We start from the raw sequence: 13,420 nt of genomic DNA on the forward strand, positions 1-13,420 counted from the left end.
GACCTTAAGACTCTAGAATTTCACATAGAGAATGACCAACAAAGATATGCGCTTCCTGAATACGCGCGGTGACTGAGGATGGCATCACTAAATTAAATTCGCAAATCGCATTCAGTTTTCCGCCGTTACCGCCGGTTAAGCCGACTGTTGTTGCGCCAATTTCTTTGGCCGCTTCCATAGCGCGCACAACATTGGCACTATTGCCGCTGGTGGTAATGCCAATGACTAAATCTTCCGGGCGGCAAAGCGCTTCAACTTGGCGTGCAAAAATATAATCGTAACCATAATCATTGCCTACGGAGGTGAGAATGGATGTGTCGGTTGTGAGTGCGATTGCAGGCATACCTTTGCGTTCTTTTTTAAAGCGCCCGACAATTTCTGCCGCGATATGCTGACTATCTGCCGCGCTACCGCCGTTGCCCATAATTAAGATTTTTCCACCAGATTTAATGCAATCTTGCATCTTAATACCGACCGCGCTAATCAATGGGAAAAGCGGTTCAAGCGCGTTAAACATTGCCATGTGGGCGGCATGTTCACCTCTTAGATAGTTAATGTAATCCATTAGCAGTATTTGTCCTCACTTAATAGATAGTTCTGAACATAGTCTTTCACCCCGTCTTCAAGGCTGGTGAATGGCGCAGAATAGCCCGTAGCGCGCAATTTAGACATAGTGGCTTCAGTAAAGTATTGGTATTTACCTTGCAAATCTTCTGGCATGGCAATGTAATCGATTTGCGGTGTTTTGCCCATGCTTTGCATCACGGCAGTGGCTAAATCCTTAAAGCTGCGTGCTTTTCCTGTGCCAATGTTATATATGCCATTGGAGGCTGGTTTTTTTGCAATCACTGCTTCGTTTAAAAAGTGCGCGATAATATTGGCGCAGTCTTTCACATAGACAAAATCACGCATTTGCATACCATCATCTATATTGGCTTTGTTGCTTTTAAATAGCTTCATGCCACCAGTGGCCTGTACTTGATTAAACGTGTGAAAAGCCACGCTTGCCATGCGTTCTTTATGGTATTCGTTAGGACCATACACATTAAAAAACTTAAAACCTGCCCATGCGGGTGGCTGTGGGAGGTTGTTGGCTACTTGGCGTAATGCCCATTGATCAAAAAAATGTTTTGAATAACCGTAGCCATTAAGCGGGCGCAGATTTTCAATACTCGCGTCGTTATAACCAGCGGCGCCATCACCATAAGTAGCAGCAGAACTAGCGTAAAAGAAAGGCACTTTTTTTGCTGCGCACCAAGTCCATAAATTTTGGCTGTAGTGAATATTGTCGGCAACCAGCTTACTGAAATCACGCTCAGTCGTTGCGCTAATGGCACCCATATGTATGACCGCGTCGATATCATTTCTATCTTGCAGCCATTCCATTAATTGATCTTTTTGCAGATATTGCGCATATTGGCGTTTAACTAGGTTTTGCCATTGCGATTCGTGCGCGAGATTGTCAACAATGACTAAATCATCACGGTTAAGTTTGGTATTAAGGTGCCATGCGATGATTGAACCAATCATCCCCGCGCCGCCTGTAATTACTATCATAGGTGCAGTTTACTCACTAAAAAGTAGAGTATAACGCTTATTGTTTAGCACCCAAAGCTTGGGCTCTTAATTTAGACATTTCTGCCTCTTTTTTCGCCTGTGCGTTATCCCAATTGCCAAAGGAATCAGTAGTCACCCAGCCTTGCAGGTTTTCCAGCGCAATCTCTGTCATCGCGTGTATCCAATCCTCATTTTCATTGAGCGCAGGAATGTAATGATATTCACCGCCGCCAGCGTGGGTGAATATTTCTTTACCTTCCATGGCGATTTCTTCTAAAGTTTCCAGGCAGTCACTGCTAAAGCCGGGGCAAATGACATCGATGCGTTTGGTTTTTTTCTTGCCTAAATCTTCCAGGGTTGCTGCCAAGTAAGGCTTTAGCCATTCCTGCTTACCAAAGCGCGATTGAAAAGCGATGACATAATCATCCTTACCCAAATCCAATGCTTCCGCCAATAAGCGCCCGGTTTTCTGGCAAGCGCAATGGTAAGGGTCACCCTTGCTCAAATGCACTTTTGGAACACCATGAAAACTCATGACCAACTTGCTCGGCTTACCGTTGATTTGCCAATGCGCTTGTACGCTTTTTGCCAACGCGGCAATATAAGCAGGATGGTCGTGATAGCTGCGAATGGTGCGTATGCCGGGCATATTGCGCATTTTAAGCAGTACGCGCCAAACTGAATCAAAAGAAGATGCGGTGCTGCTGGCGGCGTATTGTGGATACAGCGGAAATACCAAAATACGGTCGCAATGCTGGGTTTTGAGTTTTTCAATCGCAGATTGCATACTTGGGTTGCCGTAGCGCATGCCCAACTCAATCGCAAATGGCGATTTGATTTTCTGTGCTAAAAATCCGCGTAATAATTGAGTTTGTTTTTGCGCATGTACCAGCAAAGGCGAGCCTTCGTTTGTCCATACTTGCGCATATTTAGCAGCTGATTTTTTGGGACGAATAAGCAAAATAATGCCGTTTAAAATAAACCACCAAATGGCACGTGGAATTTCCACTACGCGCGTGTCGCTTAAGAACTGCCGCAGATAAGGTCGCAAAGCTTTTGCAGTTGGCGCATCTGGCGTACCTAGATTGGCGATTAATATGCCAACTTTAAGTTGGTCGCCGTGTGAAAAGGGTGGTTCGGGATTGTAATAGGCCATATCGGTAATTTTAGTGTAATCGCTTGCCAATAGCTATTAACAAAGCATAGTGGAGAATTAAGCTGACGCAGAATGAAGCTTACGTGTTTATCATGACGTCTAAGAGTTAGACAGCGCATTAGAAAGCAGTTTTGAGGTCACGTCCACAATCGGAATCACCCGCTCATAAGCCATTCTGGTGGGGCCTATGACACCAAGAGTACCGACCACCTGACCATCTGCTTCATAAGGCGCGGTAATCATGCTGCATTCGTCCAATGGCAGATAACCGCTTTCGCCACCGATAAAAATCTGGATGCCTTCTGCGTGCTGGCTATTATCTAGCAGTTGCATTAACGAAGTACGACGCTCAAATATCTCAAATAATTTGCGCAGACTATTCACGTTTGTAGATAGCTCGTCGACTTGCAGTAAATTGCGTTCCCCCGCAATCACCACGCCATCATTGTCGGCCGTTTTGCTGCTGGCTTCTAACGCGGCCGTCATCAACGTGCTGATATCGGTTTGCATCTGTTTAAGTTCAAGGTGCAACTTCTGTTGTACCTCTGTAAAGGTTTGCCCTGAAAAGTTAGCATTAAAATAGTTGCTGGCATGTGTTAACTCGCTGGCCGAATAAGGTTTTTCGGCTAGAATAATGCGGTTTTGCACATTGCCATCGCTGGTCACAATAATCACTAAAATGCGCTTATCGCTCAGCGGTAAGAACTCCAGATGCTTAAACGCAACGCGCTGACGCTTGGGAATCATCACCACGCCTGCAAATTGAGTGAGCTGCGACAGCATATCTGCTGCATTGTTAATTAGCTCATTTTGGTTAGGCGAGTTTAAGCCTTGTTTCATTTGTTGAATGGCTTGGTTCTCAAGTGGCTGAACGGTTAATAATGAGTCAACAAAAAGGCGATAACCTTTTTGCGTGGGAATGCGCCCAGCGGAAGTGTGTGGGCTAGCGATAAAACCTAATTGCTCCAAATCGGACATCACATTGCGAATCGTGGCGGGGCTGACATCAAGTCCGCTGTGTTGTAGCAAGGTGCGCGAGCCGATTGGCTGACCATCACTAATGTAATGTTCTACCAAGGTTTTTAATAAGATTTGTGCGCGTTTGTCCAAGTTGAATCAGCTTAATAAATCGTTAATTAACGGTTATTATATCGCTTAAGTCATGTTTGAATCTTCAGTTTTAAGCAGTGATTTAAAAGCTAGCGCTATTCACGTAGGTTCAGATTCTGCCTATTTTCATACGCTCACTTTTTCAAATATCCTAATCTATGATTTAATAGTGAGATGACTCAACCATTCAAATCTATCGCCATTATTGGCAAATACATGAATCAACATGCCTTGCAGCAAATGCAGGCAGATTTAGCAGATTTAGCGCGACATTTAAGAGCAAAAAAAATCGAAGTTTGGATAGAGGATAATACGGCACAACATGCTGAGTTGTCTGGTTTTAAAACCGCATCGCTGGCAAAAATTGGCAGCAAAGTGGATTTAGCCATTGTGATGGGCGGCGATGGCACTATGCTAAGTGTCGCCAGAAGCCTCATTGATAACAATATTCCGCTTGTAGGCATTAACCGCGGCCGCTTTGGTTTTTTAACTGATTTACGCGCAGAGGATATGCTGCGGTCGGTCGACAAGATTTTATCCAATCGCTACCAAATTGAATCGCGCATGCTGATTAATGCCAAAATTTTGCGTGGCGGTAAAACTTTGCATCAAGGCCTGGCGTTTAACGACGTGGTAATTAAAGGTGGTTTGCGTTTAATCGAGATGGCGGTTGAGATTAATGGTCAATTTGTTCACAAGCAGCGTGCAGACGGTTTGATTTTAAGTACGCCAACCGGTACTACCGCTTACGCCTTAAGCGCAGGCGGCCCAATCTTACACCCGAGTTTAGAAGCTATTGCGATTGTACCTGTTAGCCCGCATACGCTAAGCAATCGGCCAATTGCAGTCAATAGCTCCAGCTTGATTCAGATCACATTAGTACAAAGCGATGACGGACAGGTGAGCTATGATGGTCAGTTTCAATTAATGTTAGAAAGCGGTGACAAGATTTTAATTCAGCGTGCAGAAAAGGAAGTGAAGCTGCTGCATCCGAGCGAGTACTGTTATTTTGATATGTTGCGCAACAAACTCAACTGGGGCTAGTTATTCAATGCAACAATTTGCAATCACTGTGTTAACTGCAGCTTGCCGTACTATGTGTACTGTCTGCGCCTTGTCGCCTTGTGCTTGCAAATTCTTCCAATGAATATGCATTTTATAAAGTTTTAATGAGCTATTAAACCTATGCTACAAGTACTTTCCATTCGTGATTTCATTATTGTCGACTCTCTCGATTTAGAGTTTGAAAACGGCTTTACCACGCTCACTGGCGAAACCGGTGCAGGTAAATCCATTTTAATCGATGCGTTATCGCTGGCTTTGGGTGCGCGAAATGATGGTTTGATTGCGCGTGCAGGTACAGATAAAGCTGACATTAGTGCGACTTTTTCGATTGACCAAAATGTTGCTGCAAAAAACTGGTTAAGTGAAAATGAGATTGAAGCGGATGATGCGCTGATGTTACGGCGCGTGATTTATGCCGATGGGCGTAGTCGCGGATTTATTAATGGTGCCTCAGCAACCGTTAATCAGATGAAAGAGTTAGGCGAGTTTTTGGTGGATATTTATAGCCAAAATGCCCACCACTCTTTACTTAAACCATCTACGCAACGGCAAATTCTGGATGACTTTGCTGGCAGTTCAACATTAGCCAACCAAGTCGCGAAACAATATAAAACCTGGGCGCAATTGAATAGCCAGCGCATCGATGCTGAAAAAAATGCAGCCGCTTATGCAGATGAATTGGCAGAATTGCGCGACCAAACACGCGAATTGCAACAGCTTAATTTTTCGCTGGAAGATTGGCAAGAAACGCAATTGGAACATCATCGTTTGGCTAATGGCGCCAGCTTGTTAACAGGTTTGGAGACATGTATCGCGCTACTAGATGAAAACGATATGAATGCGAGTGCAATGCTGGCCCAGGTGCAGCAGAAATTAACCGCATTGGTGGAGTTTGATGGGCAATTAAAAGAAGCGGCAGATGGTGTGGATTCTGCACTGATACAACTGGAAGAAGCCAGCCGTGCTTTAAACCGCTACTTACAAAAAGCAGAGCTAGACCCTGCAAGACTGATTGAAGTCGAAAACCATATTCAAGCAGTACACAACATTTCGCGCAAATATCGCAGCAAACCAGAAGAGTTGCCTGATTTGCTAGTGGTATGCCAGGTGCGCATGGCGGAGTTAGAAGGATTTGCCAACGATGGCGCGTTAGCGAAACAAGAGGCGGAGGCGCTAAAAATATACCAAGATTTAGCCAAGCAATTAAGCCAAAAACGCCAAGATGCCGCCAAAATATTAAGCCAAAAAATCAGTGCGGAAATGCAACGCCTATCATTAAGCGGCGGCAAATTTGATGTGGCATTAACTGCATGCGAGCCGTCAGTTAATGGCTTGGAAACAATAGAGTTTCTGGTAGCAGGCCATGCAGGTGTTGAGCCGCGACCATTAAACAAAGTCGCATCAGGCGGCGAATTGTCACGCATCAGCTTGGCACTGCATGTAACAACCGCAAGTCAGGGCAGCGTGCCATGCATGATTTTTGATGAGGTGGATGTAGGCATCGGCGGCGGCGTGGCAGAAGTGGTCGGGCAATTGCTCAAACAATTAGGTGCAGAACGGCAAGTATTAGTCATTACGCATCTGCCGCAAGTCGCATCACAAGCCACACAACACTTACAGGTAAGCAAAACTCAAAGTAATGGTGCAACTTTAAGCCATATTCAAGCGTTAAGTGTAGCGGAGCGTGTAGAAGAGATCGCGCGTATGTTAGGTGGTTTGAATATAACTGAAACCACGCGTATTCATGCAAAAGAGATGCTGAATGTTTGACTGCTTTGTTAAGTTTTATAGCACAGAAACCAACTTTTTCCTTTTTTCTTCAAATTCTGAATCTGTGAGCAGACCCGATTCGTGAGCCTTTTTCAACTTCATTAGCAAGTCTAGCGAGGAACTTGCCTTATTTTTAGACTCTAAATTTTCGTTGGATTTACTCTTTGAAACTTTTTGCTTTAATTCAGACTTGAGTTGTTTCAGCTGTTCTTGAAGATGCTTTAAATGTGACTGCCTTTCCAATTTTAATTCTGCTATTTTGCTGCGCTTTTGCGCAACTTCTTTGGATATAGAAGCATTAGATGCCGCCGCAGCTGAGCGCATAACGCCACGATATTTGGAACCCAAAAATGCACCAAGCAATCCACGCCCAGAGCCTTGATTTTTTGCTCTTGCCTCGGCAGCACTTAAAGACAATGCAGAGTTTGCATCAACACATTCTTGAATTGATGACTTTGCTAGAGTAATTCTTTGCTCAAGTTGACCAATATCTTTTTCAAGGGCAGCCAGCTCATTATTAATATTTTCATTTGTCACGACTTGCTTCCTAGTTACTTAACGCGAAGTCGGCCCCAAATACAAACTTAATTTGGATAGATTGTTAAATTAACAGTTGTTTATTTAATCATTTTTAAATCAACTGGTTAATTATTTTATTTCGCCAATTCTGCCGCTTCAACTACCACCTTATAAAGCTGTACTTCTTGCGCTGTTCTAACCCGCTCACCAACTGCAACTTGATTACGTTTTCCTGCTGCAACGCCATTAATCATCATCGGCCTGCTTTGTCCAATGGCGCGGCCTGTTTGTGCGTCGTATTTCACTACGCGTACTTGCACTCGGCCGATTGGCACAGAAGTGCCATTTTGCACAATCGCGTATAGATTACCTGCGTTATCTGCTTGCACGCCAGATTGTATGTATTTGGCTGGGTTGCGCGGTAAGTCAATGCGCATAGCACGCTCAGCGGCCTCTTTACCAATATCAGAGTTGGAGCTGGCCGCCATTTGGTAGTTTTGTAAGGCTAAATCGGTTTGGCCGCGACTTTCGGCAATTTGCCCCATTAGCGCATAACCTGGCGCGGTGGGCAGTAATTCATTTGCACGTTTTAAGTAAGGTTCGGCTTCGGTTTTTTTACCTAAGTTAAATAAGGCAATGCCCGTTTGAATATGCGGTTTGAAATAATCCGGTTGCATTTTGATGGCTTTTTCATAATAGCCAATTGCTTCTTGCGATTTTTTATCGGTTAAAGCGATATCGCCTAATAATTCTTGAAATCGTGCTTCGCGCGGCTCACCTGCAATGGCTTGTTTTGCCAGTTTGGTTGCGGTAACGGTGTCCTTTTTGGCTAGCGCTTTTACGCCATCGTCATAAGCTTTGTAGGCGGCTTCGGTCGACTTTAATTTTTTTACTTTTTGTGCATACAACTCTTTGCCCCAGTTGCCACCTGCGCCGATTTTGGCAAGCGTTGCTTTATTGGCGGCTACACGCTCTGGTGAGGGCGGATGGCTGGCAAATAGTCCAGTAATAAAATCACTTTTTTTGTCTGCGCTCAGGCGTACAAACGTTTCCTGTAAAGTGACTGCGGCGGCTGGGTCGTAACCGGCTTTTTTCATATACAGCATGCCGTAGTAATCAGATTCTGATTCTGCATCGCGACCGTATTTGCTAGTGGTTAATTGTGCGCCAAGCTGTGATGCGCCGACAATTAAGTTGCCGTAATTACTGTTTTGCGCACCAATACCCACTGCAATCATGGCACCTTGCAATAGAATGCCGCGTTCCATGCCTTTTGCACCGTGGCGCGCGGCGGCATGTACAATCTCATGGCCCATCACAGCAGCTAATTCAGCTTCGCTATTTAACTCATACAATAAGCCACGATTAAACGCGATTTTCCCACCTGGCATCGCCCAGGCATTTGGCACCGAATCGTTCAATACTACAAATTCATAAGGTAATTCTGGCCGGTCAGAAACCGCACCGAGGCGTTTTCCAATATCTTGCACATAGGCGGTTAATTCGGGGTCAATAATGTAATCACCGCCTTGCGATTGGCGGGCAGGGGAGTAATTTTCTTTACCAATGGCGATTTCTTTGTCTTCAGATACAAACTGAAACTCTGTTTTTTTTGTGACAGGGTTTGTACCGCAGGCAGAAAGGCTTAAACCAATAGCGACTGTAATCAGTAGCGCAGAAAAGTGTTTAGACATGATTGACTCCCCCAATGCGAAGTTATTTAAAGCAGGCAAGGTAAATTCAACGTTTTGGCATCAAACAGGGCTGACGAGATGGCTATTTATTTTGCTACGCTTATTTTTTACTGTTTTTTGGTTATTTATTTTTTCTTGCCGCAAGGTTGGTCTGTGCAAATGCCATAAATCATCAGGGAATGTTCTTGCATTTTGAAGCCGCGAGATTCGGCCGCCTTTTGCTGGCGTTTTTCAATCTCTTCGTCGTAAAATTCTTCTACGCGACCACATTTAACACAGACGATATGGTCATGGTGCGTGCCTTCATTTATCTCAAATACCGCTTTTCCGCTTTCAAAATGATGGCGTGATAGCAAGCCGGCCTCTTCAAATTGCGTTAGTACGCGATAAACCGTTGCCAAGCCAACATCTTCACCCGTGGTAATTAAAATTTTGTATACATCTTCTGCCGATAAATGGCGTTCTTTGCTGTTTTCAAACAACTCCAAAATTTTTAAACGTGGCAGGGTGGCTTTTAATCCAGCGTTTTTTAAATTGTTTTGATCATGCATGATAGGTACTCAATAATAATAGGATGTTAATTTGTAGTTTTAGGCTGTTAGCCATCGTGGTATATTAACGCCAATTCAGTAATAAGTCTTTACCCATGCATAAAACCATGCGCAGTTTATTGTTCCCTTTGTTCATTGCTTGCAGCACACTCATTGTTGGCTGCGGATCAAGCGTGCCTGTGATTAAGCCGTTTAAAATGGAAATCCAACAAGGCAATGTAGTCACCTCTAAAATGTTATTGCAGTTGCGCCCGGGCATGACCAAGTCGCAAGTGAAATTTATTATGGGTACGCCGCTAGTCATTGATAGCTTTCATACCAATCGCTGGGATTATTTTTACCAGTTGCGTCAGGCAGGCAAAGTGGTTGAGCAGCGTCGGGTTATTTTAGACTTTGAAAAAGACTTATTAGCGCGAGTGCGTGGCGATGTTGTGCCACAGGGAACACCTGGCGCGGATACGGGCGCGGTTGTTTTATCTAAAGAACCGGCACCAGCAGCAGCGAAACCAGCAGAAAAAGAAGGGATTCTGGAGAATCTAAAGTTCTGGAAAGATAGCGAGGCTCCAAAGAATGGTGAAACCCCAGAAGCGAAACCAAGCACTGAGTCCATAACGCCAGAATCAAAATCAGTGACGAATGAAATAGCACCAAACGATGCTGTTAAACATGAGCCGGCATCAGAAATGACTGCGCCTGTTAACGAGTCGCCTGAAGCGTTGCCCGCTGCAGAAACGCCATCTATGTTAGCTGTCCCGATTCCAATTGCACCGGTTGAAGATGCGCCAGTGATTGAATCTAAACCAACAGAAACTAAGCCGGTAGTTGCTCCAGCAGAAGCAATTCCGGCGGCCGATTTGCCGGTTAAGTCTGGTTCACCAGCCAAGCAGGATGAAGAGCGTATTTTTAGATTGGATCGAAATTTAGATGCTAAAAATATTGATTCGAGTAATGCAGCGCAAGAGCCTGCTAAAAATACATCCAAACCGGCTGAACAACCAAATGCGGCAGAAGGCAAGCCGCAACCAGATGAAGAAGAGCCGGGTTATTTTGAAAGGATGTTAGAAAAGATCGGCTTTTAGTCTATTAAATTAAAGACGATTGATATTGTTAAGAATCAGCTGGATTTAGGAGCAAGTTTTAAAGCTTAAGCTGAAAATTAAATTTTAAGAATTAAATATTAAAATGATTAAAACAAAAATTGTAATTGCCGGCGTGACTGGGCGTATGGGACATGCGTTGCTAGAGGGCGTTTTTGCTGACCATGAGCTGCAATTGCATGGCGCATTAGATCGCGCTAGTAGTCCGCAAATTGGCCGCGATGCGGGTGAGCAGTTTGGTCAAAATACGGGGGTAAAAATTACCAGCGATATTGACGCGGCACTGAAAGGTGCAGATGTTTTGATTGACTTTACAAGGCCAGAAGCGACTTTGCAGTATCTTGAAGCTTGTAAAAAGGCAAATGTAAAACATGTGATTGGTACCACTGGTTTTACAGCGGAAGAGAAGTTAACCATTGATGCGGCTGCCAAAAACATTGCCATTGTATTTGCACCCAATATGAGTGTTGGCGTGACTTTATTGATTAACTTGGTTGAGCAAGCAGCAAAAATACTCAATGATGGGTATGACATTGAAGTGGTTGAAATGCATCACCGACATAAAGTGGATGCGCCATCAGGCACGGCGCTAAGGTTAGGCGAAGCTGCTGCGCAAGGCTTGGGCAAGGAGCTTAAAGATTGCGCGGTTTATGCGCGCGAGGGCGTTACCGGTGAGCGCGAAGCTGGCACAATTGGTTTTTCCACTTTACGTGGCGGTGATGTGGTGGGTGACCATACCGTGGTGCTGGCTGGTGTTGGTGAGCGCGTCGAGCTTACACATAAAGCCAGTAGTCGCGCCACGTTCGCGCAAGGCGCTTTGCGTGCGGCCAAGTATCTAGGTGCTAAATCTTCTGGTTTATATGATATGAGAGATGTGCTGAGTTTGCGTTAGTTAAGCATTGAATGCTGATAGTTTGCTTATTTAAAGTGTAAGTAAGCTTAAATAAAAAAGCCGCATTTATGCGGCTTTTTTATTGGTTAATAACAATGTGTTATTAAACTGATTTACGTCTAAAGCCAGCAAAGCCTAATAATGCAGAGCCAAATAGCCAAGCTGCTGCTGGAACTGGAACTGCTGATGGATTACCAAACTCTGCTTCGCCATTACGTGAAGCGATTGTAACATCTACATAACCATCGCTGCTGTTGTCTACTGAGCCATTGTAACCATTAACTGCTTCAAATAAACTAAAATTGAATGTTGAAACAGCAAGTACATAGCTGCCAATATTCAAATTGCGGTCAATGAATGAGCCTAGACCTACACCGCTATCGTCATCAGACTCGATGAACGTACCAACGCTTAATGGGCTAGCAAATAAATAAATGTACGGATCAACCTGACTACCAAATGCAGAGTTAGCAAAAATATCAAATGACCCTGCATCTGTCACGTTGAAATTAATGTATGCTACCGTTTGATCTGTTGGAAAGTTGTCCACTAAAACTGATGTGCTGATTGTATTTGCTTGTGCTGTGCCTGCAACTAAAGCAACTGACGCTAATAAAAGCTTAACTAGTTTCATTTTGTACCCCCTTAATGATAATAACTGCCCTTGATAAATCGGTAATATTTCACTACAGCCCTATCATATTGGACTAATTTACATAAGAAAATAGCCCGTTTGGGTCACAGGCTATTAGGGTGAATTGCACTGAATTTAATTACATCAGGTTTATGTGCGCCATGGGTGTTTAGGCACGTTACAGACGCCCGCTACATCCACGCCAGCCTGCGCCACAAGATGGTCATTCTCAACGGTATCGCCACTTACGCCAATGGCGCCGACTAAAATACCTTCGTTGTCGACGATGGGTAAGCCGCCAGGAAATGTAATTAATCCGTCATTCGAGTGCTCTATTCCGTATAGTGGCGAGCCTGGTACCGAAAGCTTGCCGATTTCACCGGAAGGCATAGCAAAATAACAGGCGGTTTTTGCTTTTTTAATCGCAATGTCAATACTGCCAACCCATGCATCATCCATTCTGCTAAAGCTTTTTAAGTTGCCGCCAGAGTCCAGCACTGCGATACACATCTTAACGCCAATTTCTTTCGATTTTTCTACTGCTTTATCAATGATTTGTTGCGCTTGTTCAAAGCTTACGTGCATGTAAATATCCTTTGGTTGTTAGAGATTATTAAATTTGTTGCTGTAAATATTGAGTTTCACCTTATATTTTCTTGCCGCCAGGGCCCGCAAAAAACCAGACAATCAAACCTAGCACTGGAAATATTAACACACCAAGAATCCACAATATTTTTTCGATGCCAGAAGCTGTGCTTTGAATGATTTTAATAATGGCGAAGATATCCAATATAAAAATGAGTAAGCCAATAATGGAGTACATGTTACTTCCCCTTTTTGATCGTGCCGTTAATTTAATTAAGTTATTTTAATATTTTTGCTATTACACGTTTTTCAAGCATAACAGCTAAAAACAGCACAAAATTTATTTGTACTGTGGAATTAATGTTATTTATATTTTTGTCTGTCTTGCCAATCGGCAATCTGCTTTTCAGCTTCCTCTTTATTTATACCGTAGGTTTCTTGGATTTTTCCTGCCAATTGATCGCGTTTACCTGCGATTACATCTAGGTGGTCATCGGTAAGCTTTCCCCACTTTTCTTTAACACTCCCTTTTAATTGTTTCCAGTTACCTTCTACTTGATCCCAATTCATGATGTTATCCTTAACTTAAAATGATAATTAAATAGTAAATAGCCGTTTAAGTAGTTTTAAATGGCTTGTGGTCATTTAAAGCTTAAATCATGCAGCAACACATCAGCTTAAGGCTTAACTTTATGTCAGAATCGTCTGATAGGTTTGTATTTCAGGCTGACTAAATGACAATCTTCAGGTGGAAATTGTTAAGCCTTAACTTGAGGTTGGGGCGAATTGC

The 13,420-nt window shown here is 43.7% G+C and carries 15 protein-coding genes; 4 read left to right on the forward strand and 11 right to left on the reverse strand.

Features of this window, described 5'->3' with window-relative positions; genetic code table 11:
* Positions 1-4 precede the first annotated feature (4 nt).
* The 4 genes from K370_RS10820 to hrcA all read right to left on the reverse strand — a co-directional run bounded on the left by K370_RS10820 (position 5) and on the right by hrcA (position 3,823).
* Positions 5-565 carry a D-sedoheptulose 7-phosphate isomerase gene (locus K370_RS10820; RefSeq protein ID WP_047541481.1) on the reverse strand — a complete coding sequence of 187 codons (561 nt, stop codon included), beginning with the start codon at positions 563-565 and terminating at the stop codon, positions 5-7.
* Positions 565-1,557: an ADP-glyceromanno-heptose 6-epimerase gene (gene rfaD, locus K370_RS10825; RefSeq protein WP_047541483.1), complete on the reverse strand. Its 993-nt coding sequence runs from the start codon at positions 1,555-1,557 to the stop codon at positions 565-567. The genes K370_RS10820 and rfaD overlap by 1 nt, the downstream gene beginning before the upstream one ends.
* A gap of 37 nt (positions 1,558-1,594) precedes the next feature.
* On the reverse strand, positions 1,595-2,713 hold the full coding sequence (gene hemH / locus K370_RS10830) for a ferrochelatase (protein WP_047541989.1): 1,119 nt from the start codon (positions 2,711-2,713) through the stop codon (positions 1,595-1,597).
* A gap of 99 nt (positions 2,714-2,812) precedes the next feature.
* Positions 2,813-3,823 carry a heat-inducible transcriptional repressor HrcA gene (hrcA, locus tag K370_RS10835; protein ID WP_047541485.1) on the reverse strand — a complete coding sequence of 337 codons (1,011 nt, stop codon included), beginning with the start codon at positions 3,821-3,823 and terminating at the stop codon, positions 2,813-2,815.
* Between the two features lie 174 nt (positions 3,824-3,997).
* Between hrcA and K370_RS10840 the strand changes: the two genes are divergently transcribed.
* Positions 3,998-4,867, forward strand: a complete 870-nt coding sequence (locus K370_RS10840; RefSeq protein ID WP_047541487.1) for an NAD(+) kinase — start codon at positions 3,998-4,000, stop codon at positions 4,865-4,867.
* A gap of 141 nt (positions 4,868-5,008) precedes the next feature.
* Complete coding sequence (gene recN / locus K370_RS10845; RefSeq protein WP_047541489.1) at positions 5,009-6,658, forward strand: DNA repair protein RecN; 1,650 nt, start codon at positions 5,009-5,011, stop codon at positions 6,656-6,658.
* A gap of 15 nt (positions 6,659-6,673) precedes the next feature.
* On the opposite strand, the gene K370_RS10850 is transcribed toward recN, so the two are convergent.
* From K370_RS10850 to fur, 3 genes are all read right to left on the reverse strand, one after another.
* Entirely contained in the window at positions 6,674-7,195 is a 522-nt protein-coding gene (locus K370_RS10850; protein ID WP_047541490.1) for an SHOCT domain-containing protein, read from the reverse strand.
* Between the two features lie 116 nt (positions 7,196-7,311).
* Entirely contained in the window at positions 7,312-8,871 is a 1,560-nt protein-coding gene (locus tag K370_RS10855; protein WP_047541492.1) for a M48 family metalloprotease, read from the reverse strand.
* A 125-nt stretch (positions 8,872-8,996) separates the two neighbouring features.
* Positions 8,997-9,422 (reverse strand): ferric iron uptake transcriptional regulator, encoded by a 426-nt coding sequence (gene fur / locus K370_RS10860; RefSeq protein WP_047541494.1) that lies wholly within the window; start codon positions 9,420-9,422, stop codon positions 8,997-8,999.
* Positions 9,423-9,529: 107 nt separating this feature from the next.
* Between fur and bamE the strand changes: the two genes are divergently transcribed.
* Both bamE and dapB read left to right on the forward strand, forming a co-directional pair.
* Positions 9,530-10,501, forward strand: coding sequence for an outer membrane protein assembly factor BamE (bamE, locus tag K370_RS10865; RefSeq protein WP_235272737.1), 972 nt, complete (start codon positions 9,530-9,532; stop codon positions 10,499-10,501).
* Between the two features lie 103 nt (positions 10,502-10,604).
* Positions 10,605-11,411, forward strand: a complete 807-nt coding sequence (gene dapB, locus K370_RS10870) for a 4-hydroxy-tetrahydrodipicolinate reductase (protein ID WP_047541497.1) — start codon at positions 10,605-10,607, stop codon at positions 11,409-11,411.
* A gap of 103 nt (positions 11,412-11,514) precedes the next feature.
* On the opposite strand, the gene K370_RS10875 is transcribed toward dapB, so the two are convergent.
* From K370_RS10875 to K370_RS10885, 4 genes are all read right to left on the reverse strand, one after another.
* A complete protein-coding gene (locus K370_RS10875) occupies positions 11,515-12,045 on the reverse strand; it encodes a DVUA0089 family protein (protein ID WP_047541499.1) in 531 nt (176 codons plus the stop codon).
* Positions 12,046-12,195: 150 nt separating this feature from the next.
* Positions 12,196-12,630 carry a GlcG/HbpS family heme-binding protein gene (locus tag K370_RS10880; protein WP_047541501.1) on the reverse strand — a complete coding sequence of 145 codons (435 nt, stop codon included), beginning with the start codon at positions 12,628-12,630 and terminating at the stop codon, positions 12,196-12,198.
* Positions 12,631-12,691: 61 nt separating this feature from the next.
* Positions 12,692-12,868 carry a PLDc N-terminal domain-containing protein gene (locus K370_RS12135; RefSeq protein ID WP_081977202.1) on the reverse strand — a complete coding sequence of 59 codons (177 nt, stop codon included), beginning with the start codon at positions 12,866-12,868 and terminating at the stop codon, positions 12,692-12,694.
* A gap of 125 nt (positions 12,869-12,993) precedes the next feature.
* Entirely contained in the window at positions 12,994-13,200 is a 207-nt protein-coding gene (locus K370_RS10885) for a CsbD family protein (RefSeq protein WP_047541502.1), read from the reverse strand.
* Positions 13,201-13,420 lie beyond the last annotated feature (220 nt).

The sequence above is a fragment of the Methylotenera versatilis 7 genome, assembly GCF_000799165.1.
Lineage (GTDB): Bacteria > Pseudomonadota > Gammaproteobacteria > Burkholderiales > Methylophilaceae > Methylotenera_A > Methylotenera_A versatilis_A.

Excerpts from the sequence above, each read along its gene's own strand:
- K370_RS10820 (WP_047541481.1), bottom strand. The coding sequence starts at position 565 with ATGGATTACATTAACTATCTAAGAGGTGAACATGCCGCCCACATGGCA.
- rfaD (WP_047541483.1), bottom strand. The coding sequence starts at position 1,557 with ATGATAGTAATTACAGGCGGCGCGGGGATGATTGGTTCAATCATCGCA.
- hemH (WP_047541989.1), bottom strand. The coding sequence starts at position 2,713 with ATGGCCTATTACAATCCCGAACCACCCTTTTCACACGGCGACCAACTT.
- K370_RS10840 (WP_047541487.1), top strand. The coding sequence starts at position 3,998 with ATGACTCAACCATTCAAATCTATCGCCATTATTGGCAAATACATGAAT.
- recN (WP_047541489.1), top strand. The coding sequence starts at position 5,009 with ATGCTACAAGTACTTTCCATTCGTGATTTCATTATTGTCGACTCTCTC.
- K370_RS10855 (WP_047541492.1), bottom strand. The coding sequence starts at position 8,871 with ATGTCTAAACACTTTTCTGCGCTACTGATTACAGTCGCTATTGGTTTA.
- fur (WP_047541494.1), bottom strand. The coding sequence starts at position 9,422 with ATGCATGATCAAAACAATTTAAAAAACGCTGGATTAAAAGCCACCCTG.
- bamE (WP_235272737.1), top strand. The coding sequence starts at position 9,530 with ATGCGCAGTTTATTGTTCCCTTTGTTCATTGCTTGCAGCACACTCATT.
- dapB (WP_047541497.1), top strand. The coding sequence starts at position 10,605 with ATGATTAAAACAAAAATTGTAATTGCCGGCGTGACTGGGCGTATGGGA.
- K370_RS10875 (WP_047541499.1), bottom strand. The coding sequence starts at position 12,045 with ATGAAACTAGTTAAGCTTTTATTAGCGTCAGTTGCTTTAGTTGCAGGC.
- K370_RS10880 (WP_047541501.1), bottom strand. The coding sequence starts at position 12,630 with ATGCACGTAAGCTTTGAACAAGCGCAACAAATCATTGATAAAGCAGTA.
- K370_RS12135 (WP_081977202.1), bottom strand. The coding sequence starts at position 12,868 with ATGTACTCCATTATTGGCTTACTCATTTTTATATTGGATATCTTCGCC.
- K370_RS10885 (WP_047541502.1), bottom strand. The coding sequence starts at position 13,200 with ATGAATTGGGATCAAGTAGAAGGTAACTGGAAACAATTAAAAGGGAGT.